This window comes from Wenxinia marina DSM 24838 (genome assembly GCF_000379485.1).
Lineage (GTDB): Bacteria > Pseudomonadota > Alphaproteobacteria > Rhodobacterales > Rhodobacteraceae > Wenxinia > Wenxinia marina.
The window spans coordinates 98,697-124,152 of record NZ_KB902282.1 but is presented as its reverse complement, the minus strand read 5'-3'; the positions used below and the strand labels follow the sequence as shown (position 1 = coordinate 124,152).

Annotated in this window: 25 protein-coding genes; 13 read left to right on the top strand and 12 right to left on the bottom strand. The window is 71.8% G+C overall.

Features of this window, described 5'->3' with window-relative positions:
* Nucleotides 1-265, top strand: a 265-nt coding sequence (locus A37W_RS0106800; RefSeq protein WP_018302275.1) for a transposase, incomplete at its 5' end; no start/stop codon positions are given.
* A 298-nt stretch (nt 266-563) separates the two neighbouring features.
* On the opposite strand, the gene A37W_RS0106795 is transcribed toward A37W_RS0106800, so the two are convergent.
* From A37W_RS0106795 to A37W_RS0106780, 4 genes are all read right to left on the bottom strand, one after another.
* Nucleotides 564-1,742, bottom strand: coding sequence for a lytic murein transglycosylase (locus tag A37W_RS0106795; RefSeq protein WP_018302274.1), 1,179 nt, complete (start codon nt 1,740-1,742; stop codon nt 564-566).
* Between the two features lie 189 nt (nt 1,743-1,931).
* Complete coding sequence (cbiB, locus tag A37W_RS0106790) at nt 1,932-2,855, bottom strand: adenosylcobinamide-phosphate synthase CbiB (RefSeq protein ID WP_018302273.1); 924 nt, start codon at nt 2,853-2,855, stop codon at nt 1,932-1,934.
* Nucleotides 2,852-3,808 carry a threonine-phosphate decarboxylase gene (locus tag A37W_RS0106785; protein WP_018302272.1) on the bottom strand — a complete coding sequence of 319 codons (957 nt, stop codon included), beginning with the start codon at nt 3,806-3,808 and terminating at the stop codon, nt 2,852-2,854. Before A37W_RS0106785 ends, cbiB begins: the two co-directional genes overlap by 4 nt.
* The gene (locus tag A37W_RS0106780) at nt 3,805-4,170 is read right to left on the bottom strand and encodes a DUF1636 family protein (RefSeq protein WP_018302271.1); all 366 of its coding nucleotides are present in this window, start codon (nt 4,168-4,170) and stop codon (nt 3,805-3,807) included. Before A37W_RS0106780 ends, A37W_RS0106785 begins: the two co-directional genes overlap by 4 nt.
* 185 nt (nt 4,171-4,355) lie before the next feature.
* Here A37W_RS0106780 and A37W_RS0106775 point away from each other — a divergent pair, with 185 nt between their 5' ends.
* Nucleotides 4,356-4,721 (top strand): response regulator, encoded by a 366-nt coding sequence (locus A37W_RS0106775; protein ID WP_018302270.1) that lies wholly within the window; start codon nt 4,356-4,358, stop codon nt 4,719-4,721.
* 3 nt (nt 4,722-4,724) lie between these two features.
* Here A37W_RS0106775 and A37W_RS0106770 read toward each other — a convergent pair whose 3' ends face one another.
* Complete coding sequence (locus A37W_RS0106770) at nt 4,725-5,711, bottom strand: glutathione S-transferase family protein (RefSeq protein ID WP_018302269.1); 987 nt, start codon at nt 5,709-5,711, stop codon at nt 4,725-4,727.
* 156 nt (nt 5,712-5,867) lie between these two features.
* Between A37W_RS0106770 and trpB the strand changes: the two genes are divergently transcribed.
* Complete coding sequence (gene trpB, locus A37W_RS0106765; RefSeq protein ID WP_018302268.1) at nt 5,868-7,094, top strand: tryptophan synthase subunit beta; 1,227 nt, start codon at nt 5,868-5,870, stop codon at nt 7,092-7,094.
* Nucleotides 7,095-7,103: 9 nt separating this feature from the next.
* Here trpB and A37W_RS0106760 read toward each other — a convergent pair whose 3' ends face one another.
* Genes A37W_RS0106760 through A37W_RS0106750 form a run of 3 tightly spaced genes read right to left on the bottom strand, consistent with a single transcriptional unit; the run spans nt 7,104 to nt 8,847 of the window.
* The gene (locus tag A37W_RS0106760; RefSeq protein ID WP_018302267.1) at nt 7,104-7,679 is read right to left on the bottom strand and encodes a DUF4893 domain-containing protein; all 576 of its coding nucleotides are present in this window, start codon (nt 7,677-7,679) and stop codon (nt 7,104-7,106) included.
* The gene (locus A37W_RS0106755; RefSeq protein ID WP_018302266.1) at nt 7,676-8,044 is read right to left on the bottom strand and encodes a DUF2237 family protein; all 369 of its coding nucleotides are present in this window, start codon (nt 8,042-8,044) and stop codon (nt 7,676-7,678) included. Before A37W_RS0106755 ends, A37W_RS0106760 begins: the two co-directional genes overlap by 4 nt.
* Nucleotides 8,044-8,847 carry an HTD2 family dehydratase gene (locus tag A37W_RS0106750; RefSeq protein WP_018302265.1) on the bottom strand — a complete coding sequence of 268 codons (804 nt, stop codon included), beginning with the start codon at nt 8,845-8,847 and terminating at the stop codon, nt 8,044-8,046. The genes A37W_RS0106755 and A37W_RS0106750 overlap by 1 nt, the downstream gene beginning before the upstream one ends.
* Before the next feature lie 37 nt (nt 8,848-8,884).
* On the opposite strand from A37W_RS0106750, the gene A37W_RS0106745 reads away from it, so the two are divergent.
* The 4 genes from A37W_RS0106745 (at nt 8,885) to A37W_RS0106730 (ending at nt 12,602) form a co-directional block, all read left to right on the top strand.
* Nucleotides 8,885-9,280 carry a VOC family protein gene (locus A37W_RS0106745; RefSeq protein WP_018302264.1) on the top strand — a complete coding sequence of 132 codons (396 nt, stop codon included), beginning with the start codon at nt 8,885-8,887 and terminating at the stop codon, nt 9,278-9,280.
* A 93-nt stretch (nt 9,281-9,373) separates the two neighbouring features.
* The gene (gene hisC, locus A37W_RS0106740; protein ID WP_018302263.1) at nt 9,374-10,459 is read left to right on the top strand and encodes a histidinol-phosphate transaminase; all 1,086 of its coding nucleotides are present in this window, start codon (nt 9,374-9,376) and stop codon (nt 10,457-10,459) included.
* Nucleotides 10,456-11,376, top strand: coding sequence for a prephenate/arogenate dehydrogenase family protein (locus A37W_RS0106735; protein ID WP_018302262.1), 921 nt, complete (start codon nt 10,456-10,458; stop codon nt 11,374-11,376). Before hisC ends, A37W_RS0106735 begins: the two co-directional genes overlap by 4 nt.
* Nucleotides 11,373-12,602, top strand: coding sequence for an extensin family protein (locus A37W_RS0106730; RefSeq protein WP_018302261.1), 1,230 nt, complete (start codon nt 11,373-11,375; stop codon nt 12,600-12,602). Before A37W_RS0106735 ends, A37W_RS0106730 begins: the two co-directional genes overlap by 4 nt.
* A gap of 86 nt (nt 12,603-12,688) precedes the next feature.
* On the opposite strand, the gene A37W_RS0106725 is transcribed toward A37W_RS0106730, so the two are convergent.
* A complete protein-coding gene (locus A37W_RS0106725) occupies nt 12,689-13,669 on the bottom strand; it encodes a DUF2125 domain-containing protein (protein WP_018302260.1) in 981 nt (326 codons plus the stop codon).
* A gap of 69 nt (nt 13,670-13,738) precedes the next feature.
* Between A37W_RS0106725 and A37W_RS0106720 the strand changes: the two genes are divergently transcribed.
* The 3 genes from A37W_RS0106720 to A37W_RS0106710 all read left to right on the top strand — a co-directional run bounded on the left by A37W_RS0106720 (nt 13,739) and on the right by A37W_RS0106710 (nt 17,842).
* A complete protein-coding gene (locus A37W_RS0106720) occupies nt 13,739-14,284 on the top strand; it encodes a gamma-glutamylcyclotransferase (RefSeq protein WP_018302259.1) in 546 nt (181 codons plus the stop codon).
* Nucleotides 14,285-14,356: 72 nt separating this feature from the next.
* Nucleotides 14,357-15,547 (top strand): hypothetical protein, encoded by a 1,191-nt coding sequence (locus tag A37W_RS0106715; RefSeq protein WP_040753610.1) that lies wholly within the window; start codon nt 14,357-14,359, stop codon nt 15,545-15,547.
* A 3-nt stretch (nt 15,548-15,550) separates the two neighbouring features.
* Nucleotides 15,551-17,842: a peptidoglycan -binding protein gene (locus A37W_RS0106710; protein WP_018302257.1), complete on the top strand. Its 2,292-nt coding sequence runs from the start codon at nt 15,551-15,553 to the stop codon at nt 17,840-17,842.
* On the opposite strand, the gene A37W_RS0106705 is transcribed toward A37W_RS0106710, so the two are convergent.
* From A37W_RS0106705 to gloB, 3 genes are all read right to left on the bottom strand, one after another.
* Nucleotides 17,839-18,789, bottom strand: coding sequence for a M23 family metallopeptidase (locus A37W_RS0106705; RefSeq protein WP_018302256.1), 951 nt, complete (start codon nt 18,787-18,789; stop codon nt 17,839-17,841). The two genes, A37W_RS0106710 and A37W_RS0106705, sit on opposite strands and share 4 nt — an antisense overlap.
* Before the next feature lie 122 nt (nt 18,790-18,911).
* Entirely contained in the window at nt 18,912-21,248 is a 2,337-nt protein-coding gene (clpA, locus tag A37W_RS0106700) for an ATP-dependent Clp protease ATP-binding subunit ClpA (RefSeq protein ID WP_018302255.1), read from the bottom strand.
* Between the two features lie 159 nt (nt 21,249-21,407).
* Entirely contained in the window at nt 21,408-22,175 is a 768-nt protein-coding gene (gene gloB, locus A37W_RS0106695; RefSeq protein ID WP_018302254.1) for a hydroxyacylglutathione hydrolase, read from the bottom strand.
* A 68-nt stretch (nt 22,176-22,243) separates the two neighbouring features.
* On the opposite strand from gloB, the gene A37W_RS0106690 reads away from it, so the two are divergent.
* The 3 genes from A37W_RS0106690 (at nt 22,244) to atpA (ending at nt 25,447) form a co-directional block, all read left to right on the top strand.
* Nucleotides 22,244-23,005, top strand: a complete 762-nt coding sequence (locus A37W_RS0106690) for a methyltransferase domain-containing protein (protein ID WP_018302253.1) — start codon at nt 22,244-22,246, stop codon at nt 23,003-23,005.
* Nucleotides 23,006-23,340: 335 nt separating this feature from the next.
* On the top strand, nt 23,341-23,907 hold the full coding sequence (locus A37W_RS0106685; protein ID WP_018302252.1) for a F0F1 ATP synthase subunit delta: 567 nt from the start codon (nt 23,341-23,343) through the stop codon (nt 23,905-23,907).
* 1 nt (nt 23,908) lies between these two features.
* Complete coding sequence (gene atpA / locus A37W_RS0106680) at nt 23,909-25,447, top strand: F0F1 ATP synthase subunit alpha (protein ID WP_018302251.1); 1,539 nt, start codon at nt 23,909-23,911, stop codon at nt 25,445-25,447.
* Nucleotides 25,448-25,456 lie beyond the last annotated feature (9 nt).

Below are 25,456 nucleotides of genomic sequence, written 5' to 3'. Positions count from 1 at the left end.
GGGACTGGCGCCGGTCGCGCGCGACTCCGGGATGCGCAGCCCGCCCCGCAGGATCGCCGGCGGCCGACCGGTGATCCGCTCGCTGCTCTACCTCGCCGGCCTGCAGGCCTCGCGCCGGGACCCTGCCTTCGCCGCCTTCCGCGCCCGCCTCGAGGCCGCCGGAAAGCGTCCCAAGCAGGCCATCATCGCCGTCGCACGCAAGCTCCTCACCGTCCTCAACGCCATGCTCCGCGACGCCAAGGACTACGCGACAGCCAACCCCTGAGGTTACAGTTGCCGGGTCAGGCCCGGGACGGGTCTGCTACATTGCCCCCGCCCGGGGTCAGCCGCGCAAGCGGCCCCGGGCAGCGTCTGGCCGCCCCCCGGCCAGCCGCTTCCTCTCCACCTGCGAGACGTTCAGGGGTCGCCCGGAGGAGGCAAGACAAATCGCCCCTGCCGCAGCGTCGGAGCGTCTGCCCGCGGCCAGACACTGCCCTCTCGCTGTGCCCGGACGCAGCGCCGTCCGGCTGCGGGGCGTCCGACCGCCCCCAGCCGCCCGGTGACGCCTCGGACGAGGCGGAGCCCTACAACGCCCCGAGCAGCTCCCGCGTCGGCCAGGCGTCCGCGGGCAGGCCGAGGCGCAGCTGCTCGGCCTGCACGGCCTCTCGGGTCTTCTCGCCGAGGATGCCGTCGACGCCGCCGACGTCGTGACCGCGCGCCTCCAGCCGGCGCTGCAGCTCCATCATCTCGTCGCCCGACAGGCCCGGTGCGGGGGTGCCGGCGGCGTAGACCGGCGCGCCCTCCAGACGGGTGGCGAAGTAGGCGGCGGTGGTGACGTAGACCAGCGACTGGTTCCACTCGAAATAGACGTCGAAGTTGGGGTAGGCGAGGAAGGCCGGCCCGTTCCGCCCCATCGGCAGCAGCACTCGCGCCGGCAGGTCCGTCCGCGGCAGCGGCCCGGCGCGGCCGGCGACGCCGAGGGCCTGCCAGTCCGCCACGGTCCGCGGGTGGTTCAGCCCCGTCGCCATCCAGTCCAGATCGGCCGGCACCGTCACCTCCACCAGCCAAGGCTCGCCCGCCCGCCAGCCGAGGTTCGCCAGCATGTGCCCGCCCGAGAGGAGCGCATCCGCCACGGAGGTCTTCAGCGACACGACGCCGTCCCCGTCGCCGTCGATCCCGCTCTCCAGGATGTCGGCCGGCAGCATCTGCACCATGCCGATCTCGCCGGCCCAGGCACCGGTCGTCTGATGATCCATCCCGCCCTGCGCGAACAGCTCCGCCGCCGCGATCAGCTGCGGCCGGAACAGCCCCGGCCGGCGGCAATCGTGGGCCAGCGTCGCCAGCGCGTTGGCCGTGTTGAAGTCGCCCTGCACCTGCCCGTAATCCGTCTCGAAGGCCCAGAAGGCGAGGAGGACGCCCCGCGGCACGCCGTACTCCGCCTCGATCCGGTCGAAGATCGCGTCGTGCCGCTCCGCCATCGCGCGGCCGGTATCGAGCCGGTTCTGCGAGATCAGGCGGCGGGAGAAGTCGATGAAGTCGCGCTGGAACACGCCCTGCCGGCGGTCGGCGGCGAGCACGCTCTCGTCGAGGCGCAGCGGGGCGAGGAAGGCCTCCACGGTCGCGGGGTCCTGTCCCGCCGCGACCGCCTCTCCCGCGACGCCGTCCAGGAACGCGCGGAAGTCCCCGCCGCAGGGGGCGTCGGTGTAGTCCTCCTGCGCGAGGGCAGGCGCGGCGAGGAGGGCGAGGGCGGTGGCAAGGCGCATCGGGGGCTCCGTGGTCGGGTCGGCGCAGGGTATCGGCGGAGGGGGATGCGGCCAAGACGGCCGGGGTCACGGTCGGGGGAGGAGACCCCGCCCCGGCCCCGAGCCGGGGCCTCGCCCGACCGGGGCGCCCTTTCCCGTCGAGGCCCCGGCTCGGGGCCGGGGCGCGATGCCTCCCTGCGCGCCCGCCGGTCAGACCGCCGCGGCGACCAGCGCTGCCACGCCGACAGCGCCCACGATCCCCGCCCACACGGTCCACAGCACCCGCACCGCCCGGTCGATGTCCGCCGGCCCGGCCTCGCGCCTCCCGCCTTCGTTCACGTAAGGATAGTCGCGCATCGTGCCGTGGTACGCCCGCGGCCCGGACAGCGCGAGGCCGAGCAGCCGGGACAGGGCCGCCTCGGGCCAGCCGGCGTTGGGCGAGCGGTGGCGACGGGCATCGGCGACGAGGCCGGGCAGGACCGCGCGATCGGGCCTGCACAGCCAGACCATCGCCGCCGTGAGGCGGGCCGGCACGATGTTGAGGACATCGTCGGCGCGGGCGGCGACCTTGCCGAAGCGCTCGTACCGCTCTGTCCGGTAGCCGATCATCGAATCGGCGGTGTTGGTGACCTTGTAGAGCAGCAGTCCCGGCAGCCCGCCGACGAGGAACCAGAAGAGCGGCGCGACCACGCCGTCCGAGAAGTTCTCGGCCGCGCTCTCGACCGCGGCGCGGGAGACGGCGGGCTCGTCCATCGCGGCGGTGTCGCGGCCGACGATGCGGGCGACGGCGCGGCGGCCCTCCGGCACGGACAGGCGCAGCGCGTCGGCGACGGCGCGGACGTGGTCGGCCAGCGAGCGCTGGGCGAGGAGGATGGCGAGGACCAGCGCCTCGGCGACGCTGCCCGGCAGGGCGGCGAGCGCCAGCCCCAGGAGGATCGCGCCGCCGGCGAGGACGGCGTAGGCCGCCGCGCCTCGCGCCAGCCGGTGCCGCACGCGGTTCCACGCGGCGTCGAGCCGGGCCACCGCGCGGCCCATCAGGACCGCCGGATGCGGCGCCCGGTCCCACAGTGCCCGCGGCTCGCCGAAGGCGGCGTCGAGGGCGAGGCCGGCGAGCGCCGCGGCCAGCAGGGTCATCGCAGCGCCTGCGCCACGCGGTCCCACGCCTCGGGGCCGGGCAGGCCGAGGCGCAGCCAGGTGCGCGAATAGGGAAAGGTCCGCGACCAAATCCGGGCGGCGGCGAGGCGCTCCTGCCACGCGCCCGCGTCGTCCACCTTGTAGAGGCGGAACAGCGGCGTGCCCCCCGCGACCCGCGCCCCCGCACCGGTCAGCAGCGCGTCGAGCCGCGCGGCGTTGCGGACCAGCCGGGCGCGTGCCTCCTCCGCCCAGACGCCATCCTCCAGCGCCCGTGCGCCGATCTGCAGCGCCGGACCCGAGACCGGCCAGGGGCCGAGGAGGTCGTCGAGGCTCCGCCCGCCGGCCGGGGCGAGCGTATCCGGATGGCCGATGGCGACGCCGAGGCGCAGGCCGGCGAGGCCCCAGAACTTGCCGAAGCTCTTGAGGACGATCGTCCCCGGCCGCTGTGTGCGGGCGACGTGGCTGGCGGCGGGATCGGTGTCGCAGAAGCTCTCGTCGATCACGGTCAGGGCGGCGTCGCCGGGGACGGGCCAGAGCCGCCCGTCGGGATTGTTCGGGTGGACGAGGACGCAGGCCGGCGCTGCCGCATCGTCGCCGACCTCGCGCCCGGCGGCGCGGAAGGCGGCGGCGTGTTCGTTGTAGGTGGGGGTCGGGATCCGGACGGCCCCGGGCGGGGCGAGGTCGGGCATCCGGGCGATCAGCGCCGAGGCGCCGGGGGCCGGCACGATCCGCGCGCCCTGCGGCACCTGCCAGAAGGTCCGCGCCGCGGCGATCAGCCGGTCGGTCGCGGCGCGGTCGGGCAGGGCGGTCCACGCCTGCGGCTCCAGCGTGTCGAGCGGGTAGGGCACCGGGTTGATCCCGGTCGAGAGGTCGATCCAGTCGGCCCGCGTTCCGCCCCAGCGGTCGGCGGCGGCGTCGATCCCGCCGCCGTGGTCGCGGGCCGGGCCGGTCACTCCGGCACCGGCACGTGTCGGCTGACGAAATGCCCCTTCACCCCCGCCGGCCATTCGCGGAAGGGCACCCGGCCGGTCTCGCTGTCCGCGTGCATCCGGGCGTAGGCGACGATGGCGGCGGCGTCGTCCTGCGACGGCTCGAACTGGCCGAGGGAGTAGCCGATCTTGCCGGCGGCCTGGACGATCACGTTGCAGGCGCGCTCGCAGCCCATGGTGCAAGAGACGCGGCGGGTGGCGACGCCGGTCCCGTCGGCCGCAGCCTCGACCAGGGCGGCGAGAGCCTCTCCGTCGGTCGTGGTCGCCTCGCCCGCATCCCAGCCAGGTCGCTTGCAGGTGTCGCAGATGGTGATCCAGGTGGTCATGGGCGCGACAACAAGCCTACCGCACGCCCGAAGGCAAGGGTCGGCGGACGCCGCCGGATCGGAGCAAATCATGGCGGTTTGAGGCGATTTGATTAAGCCTATGTTAAGGACTCGGGCTTAATCGCGTCGTAACTCCTGTCAGGTTACGCGTGGGGATTGGGGCCTGCGGTCGAAAGCGGAGATCGATGAAGGTCCTCATCGTAGAAAACAAGGTCGAGCTCGCCGAGATCTGGCGCCGCCACCTCGCGCGCGAGATCGAGCAGGTCGATATCGCCGCCTCGGCCGACGAGGCGATCGGCCGCGTCGCGGCGACGGACTACGCCGTCGTCGTCATCGACCTGTCGCTGGCCGAGGGCGATTCGCCGATCTCGGTCGCCGATTACGTGCAGTACCGGCGCCCCGACTGCCGGATCATCTACGTGACCGACCGCACCTTCTTTTCCGACGGCTCGATCTTCTCGATCACGCCGCAGCTGCGGGCGCTGGTCCCGGCCGATTCAACGCCCGAGGACCTCGCCGCGCTGGTGGAGCATTACGGCAACCGCTCCTGACCCTCAGGCCGCCTTCAGCCGCGCACGGTCATGCGGGGCGTCGAAGTCGATCTCGGGCCCGATCGGGATGATCCGGTTCGGGTTCACCGACGGGTGGCTGTAATGGTAGTGCCGGACGATGTGGTCCATGTGCACCGTCTCGGCGACGCCCGGATGCTGGTACAGCTCGCGCGTGTAGCCCCAGAGGTTCGGAAACTCGATCAGCTTGTTGCGGTTGCACTTGAAGTGCCCGTGATAGACCGCGTCGAACCGCAGCAGCGTGGTCAGCAGCCGCCAGTCCGCCTCGGTGATCCGGTCGCCCATGAGGTAGCGGTGGGTGGACAGGCGATCCTCCAGCCAGTCGAGGCTGTCGAACAGCGCGCCCACGGCAGTGTCGTAGGCCGACTGCTTCGTCGCGAAGCCGGCCTTGTAGACGCCGTTGTTGACGGTGTCGTAGATGCGGTCGTTCACCGGCGCGATCTCGTCCCGCATCGCCTCGGGCCAGTAGTCGTCGGTGTTGCCGGTGATCCCGTCCCAGGCGGAGTTCATCATGCGGATGATCTCGGCGCTCTCGTTCGAGACGATGGTCTCGCGCTCGGTGTCCCAGAGGACCGGGACCGTGACCTTGGTCGAGATGTCCGGGTCGGTCTTGAGGTACAGCTCCTTCAGCGTCTCCAGACCGTAGAGCCTGTCTCCGGTGGCGCCGGGGAAATCGGTCCTCAGCTCCCACCCTTCGTCCAGCATGTCGGGATGGACGACCGAGACGCCGATGTGATCCTCCAGCCCCTTGAGCCGGCGGAAGATCAGCGTCCGGTGCGCCCATGGGCACGCGTACGAGACGTAGAGGTGATACCGACCGCTCGCCGCCGGAAATCCGCCCTCGCCGCTCGGCCCGGGCGCGCCGTCCGGCGTCACCCAGTTGCGGAAGGTCGTCTCCTGCCGGTTGAAGCTGCCGTCGTCGCCGGCGAACTGCGCCTCGGTCTGCCACTTTCCGTCGACCAGCCGTCCCATTGCGCGTCTCCTCTCGTGGTTCGCCCTTCAGATAGGGCCGCGCCCCGCAGGGCACAGGGCGCAGCGCCCGTGCGCTGACGCACCGCGCCTCCGTGCGCTTGTGGCGCGGGGGGCGACCGGCTAGACCGGCGGATGCCATTTGCGAGGGAGGCCCCGATGCCGGACGACCGCATGAACTCCTACCGGACCGGCCCCGACGGGCGCGGCCGCTTCGGCGATTTCGGCGGGCGGTTCGTCAGCGAGACGCTGATGCCGCTGATCCTCGACCTCGAGGCCGAGTACGAGCGCGCCAAGACCGACGACAGCTTCTGGGCCGAGATGGACTTCCTGTGGAAGCACTATGTCGGCCGGCCCAGCCCCCTCTACTTCGCCGAGCGGCTGACCGAGCGTCTCGGCGGCGCCAAGGTCTACATGAAGCGCGACGAGCTGAACCACACCGGCGCGCACAAGATCAACAACGTCCTCGGCCAGATCATCCTCGCCCGCCGGATGGGCAAGACCCGGATCATCGCCGAGACCGGCGCCGGCCAGCACGGCGTCGCCACCGCGACGGTCTGCGCCAAGTTCGGCCTGAAGTGCGTCGTCTACATGGGCGCCCACGACGTCGAGCGGCAGGCGCCGAACGTGTTCCGGATGCGCCTCCTCGGCGCCGAGGTGATCCCCGTCACCTCGGGCCGCGGCACGCTGAAAGATGCGATGAACGACGCGCTGCGCGACTGGGTGACCAACGTGCGCGACACGTTCTACTGCATCGGCACGGTGGCGGGGCCGCACCCGTACCCGGCGATGGTCCGCGACTTCCAGTCGATCATCGGCACCGAAGCCAAGGCGCAGATGCAGGAGGCCGAGGGCCGTCTGCCCGACACGATCATCGCCGCGATCGGCGGCGGCTCCAACGCGATGGGCCTGTTCTACCCGTTCCTCGACGATCCCGAGGTCCGCATCATCGGCGTCGAGGCCGGCGGCAAGGGCGTGAACGAGAAGATGGAGCATTGCGCCTCGCTCACCGGTGGGCGGCCCGGCGTGCTGCACGGAAACCGGACGTACCTGCTGCAGGACGATGACGGGCAGATCCTGGAGGGCTTCTCGATCTCGGCCGGCCTCGACTATCCCGGCATCGGGCCGGAGCATGCCTGGCTGCACGACATCGGCCGGGCCGAGTACGTCGCGATCACCGACCGCGAGGCGCTGGGCGCCTTCACCCTGTGCTGCGAGACCGAGGGCATCATCCCGGCGCTGGAGCCGTGCCACGCGCTCGCCCACGTGATGAAGATCGCGCCGGAGCTGCCGGCCGATCACATCATCTGCATGAACATGTGCGGCCGGGGCGACAAGGACATCTTCACCGTCGCCAAGCACCTCGGCGTCGAGATGAGCGTCTGAACGCCGCCCTCAGCGGGTGAGCCACAGGATGTCGAACCGGCTCTCGAGGATGGGGTCGGGCAGCAACAGCCGCGCCTCGTCCGGCGCGGTCTGCTCGAACCATCCGACCTGTGCGTGGGTCTGGCCCGGCTCCACGGGCTCCTGGCTGTCCGGCGGCAGGCCGGCATAGTCCACCGCCGGGCCGCCCGCGACGTAGCCGACGCCAAGGTACAGCGCGCCCTCGTCTGTCTGCGTGATGGTTCCCGTCGTCCGCTGCGAGCCGGTCAGCTTCTCCAGCCGCCACGTCCCGTCGCCCGCTGCGGTGATCCGGCAGCGGAAGTCGGTATAGACGGTAATCGGCAGGATCTCTCCCAGTTTCATCGTCCGGCAGGCCCAGTCGCCCTCGGGCAACAGCGGCCCCGGCTCGCCGTCCATCGCCTGGCGGAGCTGGTCGAGGTCGGCGGGGTCGCCGCCGGCATAGGCCTGCTTCACCGCGTCGCCGAAATGGCCGAGCCAGCCGTCCAGCCGCTCCCGGTCGGCGGGGCGGACGTCCTGCGCGGTGGCGGGCGCGGCGAGGAGCAGGGCGAGGGCGAGGGGGCGGATCACAGCGCGCAGGCCTCCAGCACCTCCAGCGGGACGATGTCGAGGGCGCGGGCGTGGGTCGCGGCGAGGTCCACCTTAGGCGCGCAGCCCTCGTCGTGGGCCTGCAGGAACCGCCCGGCGCACAGGCACCATTGGTCGCCGGGGCGCAGGCCGGCGAACCGCATCTCGGGCCGGGGGGTGGACAGGTCGTTGCCGACATACTTGGAATAGGCGAGGAACTCGGCCGTCATCACGGCGCAGACGGTGTGGCTGCCGCGATCCTCGGCGCAGGTGTCGCAGGCGCCGTTGCGGAAGAAGCCCGTGAGCGGCTCGGTCGAGCAGGGCTGCAGCGGCTGGCCCAGCACGTTCACCGACAGATCCTTTTCCATCAGCGCGCCTCCGCGATCATGTTCTGCCGTCCGTCGGGCGCCCGGACCCAGAGGGTGCCGCCCTTGGTCCAGCAACATGAGGCGGCCTCGTGGTGCATCAAGGGCGACGTCGCGCGGTAGCGGAAACCGGCGAGCCGGCCCATCCGCGCCTCCGCCACCAGCATCAGCGACTGCGCCAGCAGCGGTCCGTGGACGACGAGACCGTCGTAGCCCTCGACCTCGCGGGCGTAGGGCTGGTCGTAGTGGATGCGGTGGCCGTTGAAGGTCAGCGCCGAGTAGCGGAACAGGGCGGTCGTGTCGAAGCGGCGGGTGATGCAGAGATCCTCGTCCGTCTTGGCCTTCGGCGCCTCGGGCTTCGGGGCGTCCGGGCCGGGATCCTGGCGGTAGACCAGCTCCTGCCACTCGGTCAGGCAGATCGCGCCGCGCTGCCGGATGTCGTGCCGGACCCGGACGAAGGCGAGCGGGCCGGAGCGGCCGTCCTTGCGCGTCACCTGCTCCACGCTGCTCGTCTTCTCGGCCCGGCTGCCGGCGCGCAGCGGCGTGTGGAACGTCAGCTCTCCCGCCGCCCACATCCGCCGCGGCAGCCCGAGGTCGGGGATGAAGCCGCCCTTCGCCGGGTGCCCGTCCCGGCCGAGGTCGGCCGGCAGCAGCGGCTCCCAGAAGTAGATGTGGTGGAAGAACGGCGGCAGCGGATCGCCCGCCTCGATCGACGGGGTCAGGCCAAGCGTCGCCTGCAGCGCACGGGCGCGGGCCGGATCCAGGGGATCGACGAGGGTTTGCGTCGCGGGGGCAGCGTCGGGCATGGTCCGGCCAGCTTGCGTCTTCTGCCCCGGAAAGCCAATGCCCGAGCTCCGCGCCCTCGACCACCTCGTCCTCACCGTCGCCGACCTCGGCCGCACGATCCGCTTCTATCGGGACGTGCTGGGGATGCGGCATGCGCCGTTCACCGTCGCGGACGGCACGACGCGGCACGCACTCACCTTCGGGACGCAGAAGATCAACCTGCACGAGGCGGGGCGGGAGTTCGATCCCAAGGCCGCCGCACCGACGCCCGGCAGCGCCGACCTTTGCTTCCTCACGGACGTGCCGCTGCCGGAGTGGCAGGCACACCTCGAGGCGCTGGGCGTTGCGGTCGAGGAAGGGCCGATCCGCCGCACCGGCGCGACAGGGCCGATCCTGTCGCTCTACCTGCGCGACCCGGACGGCAACCTGATCGAGGTCTCGACCCCGCTCTGAGGCTCGGCGCCGCGCCGCCGTCCGCGCCTTTGGCGTCTGGAACCTCTTGCCCCCGGCCGCTATGACGACCCCGGGGACAAGGAGCTGCCGGACGTGACCGACCTTACGCCGCAACCCGGCATCATGGAGATCGCGCTGTATGTCGGCGGCGAGGCGAAGATCGCCGGCCGCGACGAGGCGCTGAAGCTCTCGGCCAACGAGAATCCGTTCGGCGCCGGCGACGCCGCCCGCGCCGCCTTTGCCGCCGCGTCTCGCGAGCTGCACCGCTATCCGTCCACCGACCATGCGGGCCTGCGCGCCGCCATCGGCGAGGTGCACGGGATCGACCCGGCGCGCGTGATCTGCGGCGTCGGCTCGGACGAGGTGCTGCAGTTCGTGACGCAGGCCTATGCCGGGCCGGGCGACGAGGTGATCCTGACCCGCCACGGCTTCTCGCTTTACCCGATCCTCGCCCGCGCCGCCGGCGCGACCCCGGTGAGCGTGGACGAGCGCGAGCGGGTGGTGGACGTGGACGCGATCCTGAGCGCCGTGACCGACCGGACGCGTGTCGTGTTCCTCACCAACCCCGGCAACCCCACCGGCACGGTCCTGCCGCCGGACGAGGTCGTTCGCCTCGCGGAAGGCCTCGCCGGCCGCGCCATCCTCGTCCATGACGGCGCCTATTCGGAGTTCGCGGGCGACGGCTTCGACGGCGGCCTCGGCCTCGCCGACGCCTTTCCGCACGTCGTGGCGACGCGCACCTTCTCCAAGATCTACGGCCTCGGCGGGCTGCGGATCGGCTGGGGCTACGCCTCCCGCGCGATCGTCGACGTGCTGAACCGCCTGCGCCAGCCGTTCAACCTGTCCACGGCCCAGCTCGCCGCCGCCGAGGCGGCGGTGCGCGACCAGGCGTGGGTCGAGTGGTGCCGCGCCGAGAACGCCAAGATGCGCACCTGGCTCACGGGCAAGGTCCGCGCCCTCGGTCTCGGCTGCGACGACAGCTACACTAATTTCCTGCTGGTCCGCTTCGCGGACGAGGCCGCGGCCCTCGCCGCCGACGCCGCGCTGCGCGAGGACGGTATCCTGGTCCGCCGCGTCGCCGGCTACGGCTTCCCGCAGGCGCTGCGCGTCACCGTCGGCGACGAAGTCGGCTGCCACCGCGTCGCCGATTCCCTCGCCCGGCACCTGGGGGCGAAGTGAGCGGGCCGGTCTACGACCGGGTCGCGCTGATCGGCCTCGGCCTGATCGCCGGGTCGATGGCCCACGCGATGCGCGAGAAGGGCCTCGCGCGCGAGGTCGTCGGTCATGCCCGCAGCGCCGAGACCCGCGCCGTCGCCCGCGAGATCGGCCTCGTCGACCGCGTGACCGAGTGCGCGGCCGAGGCGGTGGAGGGCGCGGACCTGATCGTCCTCGCCGTGCCCGTGGGCGCGATGGAGGAGGTCGCCCGCGAGATCGCGCCCCGGTTGAAGGGCGGCGCGACCGTGACCGACGTCGGCTCGGTCAAGAAGGCGGTGATCGACGGCGTCGCGCCGCACCTGCCGGAGGGCGTGCATTTCGTGCCCGCCCACCCGCTTGCGGGGACCGAGCATTCGGGGCCGCGCTCGGGCTTCGCCTCCCTCTTCCGCAACCGCTGGTGCATCCTGGTGCCGAACGGCGCCGACCGCGCCGCGGTGGACCGCCTCGCCGACCTGTGGCGCGGCATGGGCGCGAACGTCGACGAGATGGACGCCGACCACCACGACCTGGTGCTGGCCGTGACCTCGCACACGCCGCACCTCATCGCCTACACGATGGTCGGCGTCGCCGACGATCTGCGCCGGGTCACCGACAGCGAGGTCATCAAGTATTCCGCCGCGGGCTTCCGCGACTTCACCAGGATCGCGGCGAGCGATCCGACCATGTGGCGCGACGTGTTCCTGACCAACAAGGACGCGACGCTGGAAATCCTCGGCCGCTTCACCGAGGAGCTGTTCGCCCTGCAACGGGCGATTCGCACCGGAGACGGGGACCATCTCCATGCCTACTTCACGCGAACCCGCGCGATCCGCCGCGGCATCATCGAGGCCGGCCAGGACACCGAGGCGCCCGATTTCGGACGGGCGGGGGTGACGCGATGAGGCTGCTGCCGCTTCTCCTCGCCGCCGCGCTCTCTGCCGGTCCCGCCCTCGCGCAGACCGCGCCCCTGCGCCCCGAGGCGCGGCCGCTGCCCGAGGCGCCGGGCCGCCCGCTGGTCCGTCCCGACCTCGCCAGCGTCGCCCCTTCCGCCCCGGCGCGTCCCGCCGTCCGGCCGGCCAGCGACCCCGATACCCCGCGGGGCAACGACAGTCCGGTCCTGACCGCCCTGCCGCGGGACGCCACCGACACCGCCGGCATCGAGCGGCTCGCCGACCTTCCGGTCGTCGCCGCCGCGGCGCCGCTGGTGCCGCAACTGGGCGACACGGTCTCGACCAGCAACACGCACCGGCTGCCGCTGGACGAGGCGATGCGCCTCGCCCGCGCCGACCGGGAGATGCAGCCGCCGCTTGTGAACCTGCTCCCCTCCTGGGACGGCGCGACGGCCCCCGTCCGGCCCGGCTACATCGCCGTCGCCGCGGTCCAGCCGATGGCGCTGCCGCCGCTGCGGCCGTCGCTCCGCCCGCACCAGCCGTGGATGGACGTGGTCGCGACGCCCGTCCCGGTGCCCGGCGAGGGCCCGCCGGTGGCGGAAGAGGGCGACCTCGGCGATCCCGGCTACTCGATCTACGCCGTCGCGCTGGCGATCCGTCCGCCCGAGCGGCCGCCCGAGATCACGCAGGAGGCGACCCGCGTCGCGGCCGAGCGCGCCCGCGGGCAGGTCTGCGGCACGCCCGAGCTGCAGGGCGACACGCTGGGCCATGTCGGCGGTCCCGGATCGTGCGGCATCGACGGCGCGGTGCGCGTCCGCTCGGTCGCCGGCATTCCGCTGTCGCTGCCGGCGCGGATGGACTGCGCCACCGCCCGCTCGCTGCTGGCGTGGGTGCAGACCGGCGCGATCCCCGCCATCGGCTCCACCGGCGGCGGCCTGCGCGAGCTGCACATCGTCGGCGAATATGCCTGCCGGGGCCGCAACAACCAGGCGGGGGCGCGCCTCAGCGAGCATTCGTTCGGCCGCGCCATCGACATCGCCGGCTTCCGCCTGCGCGACGGAACCGAGGTCTCGGTCCTCCGCGGCTGGAATTCCAGCCACGGCCGGATGCTGCGGGCGATGTGGCGCGCGGCCTGCGGCCCGTTCGGCACGGTCCTCGGCCCCAACGCCAACGCCGCGCACCGCGACCACTTCCACTTCGACACGGCGCGCTACCGCTCGGGGTCGTACTGCCGTTAGGGGCGGCGACCTCGACCTCCCCTTTACTCAGATTCGGCGTCCAGCACCGGGACGCCTCCTCCAGCTGCCGGGCCGTGCGTCGCCTGTCACCCGCCCGGCGGCGGGGCCAGGCGGGGCGCCTGGCCGATGGGCACCGGGCCCAGGAACGTCCGCCCCTCGCGGAACGTGAGGTCCAGCGACAGATCCGCCCCGCCGAAGGTCAGGACGCCGGCCGCCGCCCGCACCGCGTCGGCGGTGCCGCCGTCGATCACGCCCGCCGCCTCCAGCCCGTCGACCAGCGGCGCCCACGCCTCGATCTCGACGCCGAGCGACCCCTCGGCGCGCCCGCCCGCCCCGGCCTCGACCTCGCCCTCGGCCGTCACCGTCGCGTCGCCCCAAACCAGCGTCAGGTGCCGCAGCGCGACCCGCTCCACCGGCGGCGCGCCGTCCGACAGCGCCCCGCGGTCCAGCGGCGCGGCGAGCGTCACCAGAGCGTCCGCCTCGGCGCGCGCGATCACGGGGCCGAGCGGCGTGCGTCCCAGCGGCCCCGCGGGAGACAGGCCGGTCACGCGCAGGAAGGCGTCGTAGGACGTCGGGTCCTCCGCCGTCGCCCGCAGGGCGGCGAGGGCGGCGTCGAAATGCGTCGTGCCGTCCGGCCCGATGATGTCCGTGCCCGCGATCTCCACCGTCGTCTCCTGCAGCGGCAGCGACGGCGCGGCGGCCACCTGCGCACTGGCCCGCATGTCCTCGGTCGCGATGGCGTAGGTCTCGCCCCGCCACGTCAGGTCCTGCTCGGGCGGCAGCACGACGATCACCTGCGTCGGCCGGTAGGCCAGCGCCAGCACCTCGACGAAGGGGCCGCGCCAGGCGTCGCCGGACGGCGAGACGAAGGCCGGCTCAATCAGGTCGGTGTCGAACCGCGAGGGAAAGCCCCGCGTCTCGACCCGGTCCCACGAGACGTCCCAGCCCCGCGCCTCCAGCATCTCGGCCGCGCGGTCCGCGGCGATCGCCGCGCCGCCGCGCCCGGCGAACCAGTAGCCGCCGTAGAGCAGCGCCAGCACCGCTACCGCGATCGTCAGTGCCCGCATCTTTCCCCCGTCGCCGAAAGTCTCTAAGACCCGCCCCCCGAAGGCCCTGAGGTAGCAGGAGGGCAGGCCATGTCCATGTGGGTATTCGGCTACGGCTCATTGCTGTGGAACCCCGGCTTCCAGCCGGCGGAGACCGCCGTGGCGACGCTCGACGGCTATTCCCGCAGCTTCTGCATGCTGTCGATCCACCACCGCGGCACCGAGGACGAGCCCGGCCTGGTGCTGGCGCTGGACGAGCATCCCGGCGCCCGCTGCACCGGCCTCGCCTTCCGCGTCCGGCCGCAGGACGAGGCCCGCGTTCTGGCCGAGCTGCGCGAGCGCGAGCTGATCTCGTCGGCCTACCTGGAGCGGCACCTGCCGCTGGCGCTGCAGGACGGCCGGAATGTCGAGGCGCTGGCCTACGTCATCGACCCCGCCCACAGCCAGTACTGCCGCTTCGACCTCGAGACGCAGGCGGCGATGATCGCCCGCGCGATCGGCGGCCGCGGCCCGAACACCGAGTACCTCTACAACACCGCCGCCCATCTCGACGGGATGGGCATCCGCGACCCCGACCTCGACTGGCTGGTGGACCGCGTCCGCCACCTCGCGACGGCAACGTCCGGGAAGACCTAGATTCCGTTTGGGTTCGGCCCTTTCGAGGGCTAGACTCCTTCGCAACCGCAGAACGAGGAGCGCGCCGCCTTGCTGGACCTGAGGGAAAGCGAAGGCCATCCCCACTTCACCCTGCCGATCCGCCAGATCACGTTCATGCTGATCGTGATCGGACTGGTGAGTGCGGGCGCGTATCTGTTCGCCCCGACCTTGATCGCCATCTTCGAGTCCAACGTCTGGCTGAACAGCGTCATCCTCGGGGTCTTCGTCCTCGGGGTTCTCGCCTGCTTCCGCCAGGTCTGGCAGCTGTGGGGTTCGGCCCGCTGGATCGAGGAGTTCGCCAAGGCCCGGCCGGGCGCCGCGCAGGCGCAGGCCCCCGGCCTGCTTGCGCCGCTGGCGACCCTGCTGCGGTCGCGCGGCGCGCGGATGCAGCTGTCGGCCTCCTCGACCCGGTCGATCCTCGATTCTGTCGGCCAGCGCGTCGACGAGGACCGCGAGATCACGCGCTACCTCACCAACCTGCTGATCTTCCTCGGCCTTCTCGGCACGTTCTACGGCCTCGCCACGACCGTCCCGGCCCTCGTCTCGACCATCCGCTCGCTGAACCCGGGCCCGAACGAGAGCGGCACCGAGGTATTCGCGCGGCTTCAGCAGGGGCTGGAGGCGCAGCTCGGCGGCATGGGCACGGCCTTCTCGTCCTCGCTCCTCGGCCTCGCCGGCTCGCTCGTCGTCGGCCTGCTGGAGCTGTTCGCCGGGCACGGCCAGAACCGGTTCTACCGCGAGCTGGAGGAGTGGCTGTCGACCATCACCCGCGTCAGCTTTGCCTCGGCCGAGGAAGGCGGGGGCGGTGGCGACGCGCACGTGATGGCGCAGGTCATCGACAACCTCGCCGAGCAGATGGAAAGTCTGCAGCTGATGTTCACGCAGACGGACGTCAGCCGGTCGCAGACCGACGACCGCCTGTCCGAACTCGCCGGCGCGATGACCCGTCTCGCCGATCGCCTCGCCGAGACCGACGCCACCAATGCGCTGCAGCGCGTGGCCGAGGGGCAGGAGCGGCTGATCGACCGTCTGGGCGAGGGCGGCGAGGGGATGGACCCCGAAAGCCGGATGCGCCTGCGGTCCATCGACGTGCAGATGCTGCGCCTGCTGGAAGAGCTGTCGGCCGGCCGGCAGGAGTCGGTCGCCGAGCTGCGCGCCGACATCGCCGGCCTGACCCGCGCCCTGCGCCAGTCGCAGCGCCCGGTGCGCGAGCTCCCGCTGCCGCGCGAACGGTCGGGCTGACGGATGGCCCTGCAACGGCGCAGCGGCAACCGCTTCCAGGCGTCGATCTGGCCCGGCTTCGTGGACGCGATGACGGGCCTTCTGCTCGTCCTGATGTTCGTGCTGACGATCTTCACCGTGGTCCAGTTTGTCCTGCGCGACCAGATCAGCGGGCAGGAGACGCAGCTCGGCCAGCTCGCCGACCAGGTCGCCTCGCTGACCCGGGCGCTGGGGCTGGAACAGGACCGCTCCGCCGGACTCGCGAACCGCGTCGGCGACCTCAGCGAGCAGCTGGGCGCGGCCGACGACGCGCGGCGCGAACAGGCGGCGCTGATCGCCAGCCTGACGCGCGAACGGGACGCCCGCGCCGCCGAGTTGGCCGACGCGAGAGACGAGATCACCGAGTTCGAGGCGCAGGTCGCCGGTCTGCTGGCGCAGCGGAGCGAGGCCGAGACGCTGATCGCGGCCCTGCGCTCCGAGGCGGAGGCGAGCGCCGAGGAGATCGCGGGGCTGGAGGAGGCGCAGGCCGCCGCGACGGCCCGGATCGAGGATCTCGAGGCCGCCGAGGCGCGCCTGATCGACGAGCAGGAGGCGCTGACCCTCGCCCTCGCGCAGGCCCGCGACGAGGTCGATGCGGCGGCCGAGACCGCCCGTCTCGCCGCCGCCCGGCGCGAGGCGCTGGAGGCGCTGGTCGCCGATCTGGAGACCGCCGGCGAGGCCGACGCCGCCCGCATCGCCGCGCTGGAGGCCGACGTCGAGGAGGGCTCCGCCGCGCTGGACGAGGCCGAGGCCGCCCGCCTCGCCGAGGCCGCCGCGGCCGAGGCGCTGCGGGCGCGGCTGGAGGAGTCACAGGCCGAACTGACGGCGATGAGCCTGTCTCTGGAACGCCAGCGCGCCGAGGCGGAGGAGACGCTGTCGCTGCTGGCCGCGGCCGAGGCGGCGCGGGACGATCTCGACATGCGCCTCGCCGCCGCGATCCTCGCCCGGCAGGAGGCCGAGAACGAACTCTCCAGCGCCCTCAGCGCCGGCAGCAGCCTCGACGCCCGCCTAGCCGCCGCCCTTGGCCTGCAGCGCGACACCGAGGCCGAGCTGGCCGAGGCCGAGGCCGCGCTCGCCGCGGCGCAGGACGAAACGGCCGACCTGACCACCCGCCTCGCCGCCGCGGTCGCGGCGCAGGAGACGGCGTCGGGCGACCTCGCCGCCGCCGAGGAGGCCCTGCGCGCGGCGCTCGCCGCCGCCGAGACGACCGAGGCGGACCTGCAGGAACAGCTCGCCTCCGCCATCCTCGCCCGGCAGGCGGCGGAGTCGGAGGCCGCCGCCGCCCGGACCGAGGCGGGAGAGACCGAAACGGCCCGCGCCGACCTCGCCGACCAGCTCGCTGCCGCGCTCCTGACGCAGGACGATCTGCAGGCGCAGCTCGCCGCCCTGCGCGAGACGCGCACGGACACGCAGCAGGAGCGGGCCGATCTCGAGGCTCAGCTCGCCAACGCGGTCGCGCAGCTGGCCGCCGCCCAGGCCGACGCGTCCGCCCGTCTCGACGAGGCCGAGGAGCGCGCCGCCCTCCTCGCCGCCGCGCAGGCGCAGCTGGCCGAGGAGGAGGACATCTCGACCGAGGCGCAGCGTCAGGTGGCCGCTCTCAACCAGCAGGTCGCCGACCTGCGGCGCGAGGTCGGCTCGCTGCAGGAACTGCTGAACCTGCAGGACGAGACCGACCGCGCGAACGAGGTCCAGATCGAGAGCCTGACCCAGCAGCTCAACACCGCCGCCCTGCGCCTCGCCGCCGAGCAGCGTCGCCGCCTGCAGCTGGAAGAGGAAGAGCGCCTGCGGCTGGAGGAGGAGCGCGAGCGCCTCGCCGCCGCTGCGCAGGATCTGGAGGCCTACAAGTCCGAGTTCTTCGGCGAGCTGCGCCGCATCATCGGCGAGCGCGAGGACATCCGGATCGAGGGCGACCGCTTCGTCTTTTCCTCGGAGGTGCTGTTCGAGCTGGGATCGGCCGACCTGTCCCCCGAAGGCGAGGCGCAACTGTCCTCCGTCGCCGGCATCCTGCGCGAGATCGCGGCCGACATTCCCGAGGGCATCGACTGGGTGATCCGCGTGGACGGCCACACCGACAGCTCGGGCGACGCGCTCTTCAACTGGCAGCTCAGCCAGGAGCGGGCGCTGGCCGTGGTCCTGTACCTGATCGACAACGAGGGCATCCCGCCCGGCCGCCTCGCCGCGAACGGCTTCGGGGAATACCAGCCGATCAACCCCGGCGACGACGCCGAGGCGCGGGCGCAGAACCGCCGGATCGAGCTGAAGCTGACCGAGCGCTAGTCGATCGTCACCGTCGTCTCGATCCGGTCGATCTCGTCCCCGTCCCGCAGCAGGGTGACGGTGCCGGCGTAGGTCCCCGCCGGCCAGCCGCCGTCCGGCGCCTGCTTGCCGGCGGCGCGAAAGGCCTGCGCCTGCGTCCGGTCCAGCGCCTCCTCGTGGGCGAAGACCTCGGCGCCGTCGTGTGCGATCGTCAGCCGGATCGCGTCGCCCGCGCGGCTGCCGTAGAGGAAGCCCCACAGGACTATCGGCCCGTCCGCCGCGAGGGGCACGTCGGCGGTCCCGGCCTTCACCGCCTCGTACTCCGGCACGCTGTCCGACCAGCCGGCCGCGATCAGGCCGCCCGCCTCGTAGGGCACGTCAAGGGCCCAGAGGGAGGCGCCGGTGGCGCCGCAGGCGGCGTCGGCCGATGGCTCGAACGGGTCCACGTCCTCGCCGTCGCGCCGCACCGACAGGTGCAGGTGCGGGAACTGCGTGTCGCCCGACAGGCCGATGCGGCCGAGCGGCGTGCCCGCCTCGACCGTCTGGCCGGGCGCCACGGCGATGGAGCCGAGCTCCATGTGGCAGTACTGCGTCTCCCACCCGCCGGGATGACGGATCAGCACGCCGTTGCCGCACTCTCGCCCCGCCACGTCGGGTGCGCCGGGGGCGCCGCGCATCACGTCCGGCACCTCGTCACGGATGCCGACGACCTCACCGGTCGCGGCGGCGACGACGGTCACCCCCGCCTCGCGGGCCGCGAGCGAGGGCAGGGCGATGTCGGTGCCGCGGTGGGCGTCGTAGGACAGGCTGCCGCAGGTGAAGTCCCGCGCCTCCGGGCCCGGATCGCGGTCGACGTACTGCTGGATGTAGCAGGTCTCGCCCAGCACGCAGTCGACGGGCCAGGCGAGGGACAGGTCCTGCGCGGCGGCGGGGAGGGGAAGGAGGCAGAGGGCGGCGAGTCGGCGCATGATGGACTCCGGGTTTGACTGGTCCAGCCTAGCGCCGGCGGGCCGGCGCAGCCACGTGAGATCCGAGCCGGCACGAAAAGGGCCGCCCCGAAGGGCGGCCCCGATGTGGTGTCCGATGCGGATCAGTCCGCCGTCAGCAGCGGCGGCTTCTTCGACGTCAGCCGCGGGTTGCCCGGGGCGCTGTAGCGCAAGTCGATCTGGTCGTCCTTGACCCCGACCCGGACCACCCCGCCCTTGGCGAGCTTGCCGAACAGCAACTCTTCCGCGAGCGGCTTCTTGATGTGCTCCTGGATCACGCGGCCGAGCGGGCGGGCGCCCATCCGGTCGTCGTAGCCCTTCTCGCCCAGCCACTTGGCGGCCTCGGGAGTCAGCTCGATCTGGACGTTGCGGTCCATCAGCTGCGCCTCGAGCTGGAGCACGAACTTCTCCACCACCTGCATGATCACCTCCTGGCCCAGCGGGGCGAAGGAGATGACGGCGTCGAGGCGGTTGCGGAACTCCGGCGTGAACATCCGCTCGATCGCGGCGGTGTCCTCGCCCTCGCGCCGGTCCCGGCCGAAGCCGATGGCGGCCTTGGCCTGCTCGGCGGCGCCCGCGTTCGACGTCATGATCAGGATCACGTTCCGGAAGTCCACGGACCGGCCGTTATGGTCGGTCAGCGTGCCGTGGTCCATCACCTGAAGCAGGATGTTGAACACGTCCGGGTGCGCCTTCTCGATCTCGTCGAGGAGCAGCACGCAGTGCGGGTGCTGGTCCACGCCGTCGGTCAGCAGGCCGCCCTGATCGAAGCCGACATAGCCCGGAGGCGCGCCGATCAGGCGCGAGACCGCGTGCTTCTCCATGTACTCGGACATGTCGAAGCGGATCAGCTCCACCCCCAGCGAATCCGCCAGCTGCTTGGCCACCTCGGTCTTGCCGACGCCGGTGGGGCCGGCGAACAGGTAGTTGCCGATCGGCTTCTCCGGCTCGCGCAGGCCGGCCCGGGCCAGCTTGATCGCCGAGGACAGGGCGACGATGGCGTCGTCCTGGCCGAAGACCACGCGCTTGAGCGTGCCCTCGAGGTCCTTCAGCACCTCGGCGTCGTCCTTGCTGACGTTCTTGGGCGGGATGCGGGCGATCTTGGCGATGACGGCCTCGATCTCCTTGGTCCCGATGGTCTTGCGCCGCTTGCTCTCGGCCACGAGGTGCTGCGCCGCGCCGGCCTCGTCGATCACGTCGATCGCCTTGTCGGGCAGCTTGCGGTCGTTGATGTAGCGGGCCGACAGCTCCACCGCGGTCTTGATCGCGTCGGCGGTGTAGCGGATGGCGTGATGCTCCTCGAAGTAGGGCTTGAGGCCCTGGAGGATCTTCACGGTGTCCTCCACCGTCGGCTCGTTCACGTCGATCTTCTGGAAGCGCCGCGACAGCGCGCGGTCCTTCTCGAAATGCTGGCGGAACTCCTTGTAGGTGGTGGAGCCCATGCAGCGCAGCTTGCCGCCCTGCAGCGCGGGTTTCAGCAGGTTCGACGCGTCCATCGCGCCGCCGGAGGTGGCCCCGGCGCCGATCACGGTGTGGATCTCGTCGATGAAGAGGACCGCGTCGGGATGATCCTCTAGCTCGCTCACCACCGCCTTCAGCCGCTCCTCGAAGTCGCCGCGGTAGCGGGTGCCGGCCAGCAGCGCGCCCATGTCGAGCGAGAAGATGGTCGCCTCGGACAGCACCTCGGGCACCGCGCCCTCGACGATCTTGTAGGCGAGGCCTTCCGCGATTGCGGTCTTGCCGACGCCCGGGTCGCCCACGAGCAGCGGGTTGTTCTTGCGGCGGCGGCACAGGACCTGGATGCACCGCTCGACTTCATTATCGCGCCCGATGAGGGGGTCGACGTCGCCCTTGCGGGCCTTCGCGTTCAGGTCGACGCAATACTTGGCCAGCGCGCTCTCCTTGTCCTCGGCGGGCGCGGACGAGGCGCCGCCCGATTGGGTTTCCTCTTCCGACGACGCGGCGGTGCCGGTGATCGGCCGGCTCTCGCCGTAGGCCGGATCCTTGGCGACGCCGTGGGCGATGAAGTTCACCGCGTCGTAGCGCGTCATGTCCTGCTCCTGCAGGAAGTAGGCGGCGTTCGATTCCCGCTCGGCGAAGATCGCGACGAGGACGTTGGCCCCCGTGACCTCGGACCGGCCGGACGACTGGACGTGGATCGCAGCCCGCTGGATCACCCGCTGGAACGCGGCGGTCGGGACGGCCTCGGACCCCTCGACGTCGGTGACGAGGGTGGAGAGGTCGTCCTCGATGAAATCCTCGAGGCTCTTGCGGAGTTCGTCCAGATCGACCGCGCACGCCCGCATCACCCGAGCAGCATCGGGTTCGTCGATCAGGGCGAGCAGCAGATGTTCGAGCGTCGCCAGTTCGTGCCGGCGCGTGTTCGCGAGCGCGAGCGCGGCATGGATGGACTGCTCGAGAGTGGTCGAGAAAGACGGCACGTTGCAGTGCTCCTCTGGTCGGGGGTCTGGAGAGGTCGAGGACCCGTCCTGACCGTGGCCTCTGAACTTAAAGATCGGGTTATTCCGCCAGTCTTCAAGCGGAATTTCGGAAAAAGCCGATCACAAGTCCCGTGTGTCCGCCCTGTGCCTCGGTTCGCGTCAGAACCGGTCCTTGCGGGCGCGGATTTCGGCGAAGACGTCGACGTCGGGTGCGTCCTGCATCCCGAGGGCGGCCTTCACCTCGGGCCGGTCGGCGCGCAGGAACGGGTTGGTCTCGATCTCTTCGGAAAGGGTCGAGGGAACGGTGAAGCGCCCTTCGGCGCGGGCGGACCTGACCGCCTCGGCACGGGATTTAAGGGCTGCGTTGTCCGGTTCAATGGTCAGGGCGAAGCGGGCGTTCGTCTCGGTATATTCGTGGCCCGAGCAGACGGTCGCCTCGCCGGGCAGGGCGCGCAGGCGCGTCAGGCTCTCCCACATCTGCGCCGGCGTGCCCTCGAACAGGCGCCCGCATCCCATGGCCATCAGGCTGTCGCCGGTGAACAGCAGCTGCGCGCCGGGCATCCAGAAGGCGATGTGCCCGACCGTGTGGCCGGGGACATCGATCACGTGCACCTCCTCGCCGCAGACGTCCTCGACGTCCGAAATATCGACGGCCAGGTCCAGCGGCGGCAGGCGGTGCTGGTCTGCGCGGGCACCGATCACGCGCGAGCCGTAGCGCTTCTTCAGCTGCTCCACCCCCTCGACGTGGTCGCCGTGGTGGTGGGTGATGAGGATGTCGTTGAGGTGCCAGCCCCGCCCCTCCAGCTCTTCCATGATCGGCTCGGCCTCCGGCGCGTCCACCAGCGCGGTCTCGTTCGACACGCTGTCATGGATGAGGAACGCGTAGTTGTCGCTCCGGCAGGGCACGGTGATCAGTCTCAGGGGCATGGCCATTCCCTCCCGGCTCGGCTTAAGGTTTCGCCAGTCCAGACTGGACCGGCCATGGACCGCCCGCAATGCACCTCGACGTCCTCGACCTGAGGAGCTTCTACTACCGCTCGCAGCTGGGACGGGCCGCGCAGAAGGTGATCCGCGACGCGCTGGTGTCAATCTGGGGGATCGAAGCGACCAAGGGTCAGACGGTGGCCGGCTACGGCTTTGCCGTGCCGCTGCTGCGGCCGTTCCTGCCGGGGGCCCGGCGGGTGATCGGGCTGATGCCGGGGCCGCAGGGGGTGATGCCCTGGCCGGCCGGCATGCCGAACGTGTCGATCCTCTGCGAGGAGACGCTCTGGCCGCTGCCGACGGGCATGGTGGACAAGCTGGTCCTGATGCACGGGCTCGAGACGTCGGAGAGGCCCTCGGCCGTCCTCGACGAGGCGTGGCGTGTCCTCGGCCCCGGCGGGCGGGCGGTGGTCGTGGTGCCGAACCGGGCGGGCCTGTGGTCGCGGTCGGACCGCACGCCGTTCGGCTACGGCCGGCCCTACACGCCCGGCCAGCTCGAGGCGCAGCTGCGCCGTCACCGCTTCGTGCCGGAGCGTACACGGTCGGCCCTGTTCCAGCCGCCGTCCGAAGCGCGCACCTGGCGCCGCCTCGCCGCGGTGATGGAGAGCACGGGCCGCCACCTGCCGGTCTTCGCCGCGGGCGGCGTGCTGATCGCCGAGGCGACCAAGCAGGTGAACGCGCCCACCCGAACGGGCCTGCCGGCGGCGGTGCGGCGCCCGCTGCGGGTGCTGGAGGGGATCGGCGCCCCGGTGCCGGAGCCCTCTCGGCGCGGCTGACGCGGCCCTGCGTTGGCCGCGGCCCCGGGGGTTTCACACCCCCGGACCCCCGTGGTATATTTACGGCTCGGTGAGAGGGGCAAGGCGGGCGCCGCGGGTCCGCCGGCGGCGACCGGGGGCAAAGCGTCGCACCCCGTGCGCGGGCGCGCGATCCGGGTGCGCGCGGGCGCCATAGCCGGTTGCGACAGGTTTAAGGCTCTGCTACATCGCCGCTGATTTTGACAACCCCGTGACCGCGGTCCGAATGGCCGGGGTGGCGGGGTGAAGTCTTGCAAGAAGGCCCGTGACGGACCCGGGGGACGATGGGACCGGCGCGGGACAGGCAAACCGAAAGGGTGGACGTGTCCGAACCAGCTTCGATCGCAACCGGCATTGCCCAGCGCTACGCGACCGCCGTCTTCGACATCGCCCGCGACGAGAACGGCCTCGACCGGCTCGAGTCCGACGTGGACGCGCTGTCGGCGGCCCTGGCCGAGAGCGACGACCTGCGCGACCTGATCGCGAATCCGGTCTACGGCCGGGACGAGCAGCAGGCCGCGATCACCGCGATCGCGCGGAAGATGGACCTCAGCCAGACCGTCACCAACGTCCTGGCGCTGATGGCGCAGAAGCGGCGCCTGTTCGTGCTGCCCCAGATGCTGACCGCCCTGCGCGAGCGCATCGCGACGCACAAGGGCGAGGTCACCGCCGATGTCGTCTCGGCCCGCGCCCTCAGCGACGACCAGAAATCCCGTCTCGCCCGCACCCTCTCCGAGAAGGTGGGCAGCGACGTCAAGATCAACGCTACCGTCGACGAGAGCCTGATCGGCGGTCTCGTCGTCAAGGTGGGCTCGCGCATGATCGACACCTCGATCGCGTCGAAGCTCGCCCAGCTCCAGAACACCATGAAAGAGGCCCGGTAACATGGCGATCCAAGCGGCGGAAATTTCCGCGATCCTCAAGGACCAGATCAAGAACTTCGGCCAGGATGCCGAGGTCGCCGAGGTCGGGCGCGTCCTGTCGGTCGGCGACGGCATCGCCCGGGTCTACGGCCTCGACAGCATCCAGGCCGGCGAGATGGTCGAATTCCCCGGCGGCATCCGCGGCATGGCGCTGAACCTGGAAAGCGACAACGTCGGCGTCGTGATCTTCGGCTCGGACCGGGACATCAAGGAAGGCGACACGGTCAAGCGGACCAAGTCGATCGTGGACGTGCCCGCCGGCAAGGCCCTGCTCGGCCGCGTGGTCGACGGCCTCGGCAACCCGCTCGACGGCAAGGGCCCGATCGACACGTCCGAGCGCCGCGTGGCGGACGTCAAGGCGCCGGGCATCATCCCGCGCAAGTCGGTGCACGAGCCGATGGCGACCGGCCTCAAGGCCGTCGACGCCATGATCCCGATCGGCCGCGGCCAGCGCGAGCTGATCATCGGCGACCGCCAGACCGGCAAGTCGGCGATCGCGCTCGACACGATCCTGAACCAGAAGTCCTACAACGAGGCCGCCGGCGGCGACGAGAGCAAGAAGCTCTACTGCGTCTACGTCGCGATCGGGCAGAAGCGCTCCACCGTCGCGCAGCTGGTGAAGCGTCTCGAGGCGAACGGCGCGATGGAATATTCCGTCGTCGTGGCCGCCACCGCGTCCGACCCGGCGCCGATGCAGTTCCTGGCGCCCTACGCCGCCACCGCGATGGCCGAGTACTTCCGCGACAACGGCATGCACGCGCTCATCATCTACGACGACCTGTCCAAGCAGGCCGTGGCGTACCGCCAGATGTCGCTGCTGCTGCGCCGCCCGCCGGGGCGCGAGGCCTACCCGGGCGACGTGTTCTACCTGCACTCCCGCCTGCTGGAGCGGTCGGCCAAGCTGAACGAGGAGCATGGCTCCGGCTCGCTCACCGCGCTGCCGATCATCGAGACCCAGGGCGGCGACGTGTCGGCGTTCATCCCGACCAACGTGATCTCGATCACCGACGGCCAGATCTTCCTCGAGACCGAGCTGTTCTTCCAGGGCATCCGCCCCGCGGTGAACACCGGCCTGTCGGTCAGCCGCGTCGGCTCGTCCGCGCAGACCAGCGCGATGAAGTCGGTCGCCGGCCCGGTGAAGCTGGAGCTGGCGCAGTACCGCGAGATGGCGGCCTTCGCGCAGTTCGGGTCTGACCTCGACGCCGCGACCCAGCGCCTGCTGAACCGCGGCGCGCGCCTGACCGAGCTGATGAAGCAGCCGCAATACTCGCCGCTCACCAACGCCGAGATCGTCTGCGTGATCTACGCCGGCACCCACGGCTACCTGGACAAGATCCCGGTGAACAAGGTGGGCGAGTTCGAGGCGGGCCTTCTGAACCACCTCCGCAACAAGCGGCGCGACGTCCTCGACTTCATCTCGAACGAGGACCCGAAGATCGCCAAGGACGCGGAAGAGAAGGTCAAGTCGGCCATCGACGAGTTCGCCAAGGACTTCGGCTGACGCATTGAC

Excerpts from the sequence above, each read along its gene's own strand:
- A37W_RS0106795 (WP_018302274.1), bottom strand. The coding sequence starts at position 1,742 with ATGCGCCTTGCCACCGCCCTCGCCCTCCTCGCCGCGCCTGCCCTCGCG.
- cbiB (WP_018302273.1), bottom strand. The coding sequence starts at position 2,855 with ATGACCCTGCTGGCCGCGGCGCTCGCCGGCCTCGCCCTCGACGCCGCC.
- A37W_RS0106780 (WP_018302271.1), bottom strand. The coding sequence starts at position 4,170 with ATGACCACCTGGATCACCATCTGCGACACCTGCAAGCGACCTGGCTGG.
- A37W_RS0106775 (WP_018302270.1), top strand. The coding sequence starts at position 4,356 with ATGAAGGTCCTCATCGTAGAAAACAAGGTCGAGCTCGCCGAGATCTGG.
- A37W_RS0106770 (WP_018302269.1), bottom strand. The coding sequence starts at position 5,711 with ATGGGACGGCTGGTCGACGGAAAGTGGCAGACCGAGGCGCAGTTCGCC.
- trpB (WP_018302268.1), top strand. The coding sequence starts at position 5,868 with ATGCCGGACGACCGCATGAACTCCTACCGGACCGGCCCCGACGGGCGC.
- A37W_RS0106755 (WP_018302266.1), bottom strand. The coding sequence starts at position 8,044 with ATGGAAAAGGATCTGTCGGTGAACGTGCTGGGCCAGCCGCTGCAGCCC.
- A37W_RS0106750 (WP_018302265.1), bottom strand. The coding sequence starts at position 8,847 with ATGCCCGACGCTGCCCCCGCGACGCAAACCCTCGTCGATCCCCTGGAT.
- A37W_RS0106745 (WP_018302264.1), top strand. The coding sequence starts at position 8,885 with ATGCCCGAGCTCCGCGCCCTCGACCACCTCGTCCTCACCGTCGCCGAC.
- A37W_RS0106730 (WP_018302261.1), top strand. The coding sequence starts at position 11,373 with ATGAGGCTGCTGCCGCTTCTCCTCGCCGCCGCGCTCTCTGCCGGTCCC.
- A37W_RS0106725 (WP_018302260.1), bottom strand. The coding sequence starts at position 13,669 with ATGCGGGCACTGACGATCGCGGTAGCGGTGCTGGCGCTGCTCTACGGC.
- A37W_RS0106720 (WP_018302259.1), top strand. The coding sequence starts at position 13,739 with ATGTCCATGTGGGTATTCGGCTACGGCTCATTGCTGTGGAACCCCGGC.
- A37W_RS0106710 (WP_018302257.1), top strand. The coding sequence starts at position 15,551 with ATGGCCCTGCAACGGCGCAGCGGCAACCGCTTCCAGGCGTCGATCTGG.
- A37W_RS0106705 (WP_018302256.1), bottom strand. The coding sequence starts at position 18,789 with ATGCGCCGACTCGCCGCCCTCTGCCTCCTTCCCCTCCCCGCCGCCGCG.
- gloB (WP_018302254.1), bottom strand. The coding sequence starts at position 22,175 with ATGCCCCTGAGACTGATCACCGTGCCCTGCCGGAGCGACAACTACGCG.
- A37W_RS0106690 (WP_018302253.1), top strand. The coding sequence starts at position 22,244 with ATGCACCTCGACGTCCTCGACCTGAGGAGCTTCTACTACCGCTCGCAG.
- atpA (WP_018302251.1), top strand. The coding sequence starts at position 23,909 with ATGGCGATCCAAGCGGCGGAAATTTCCGCGATCCTCAAGGACCAGATC.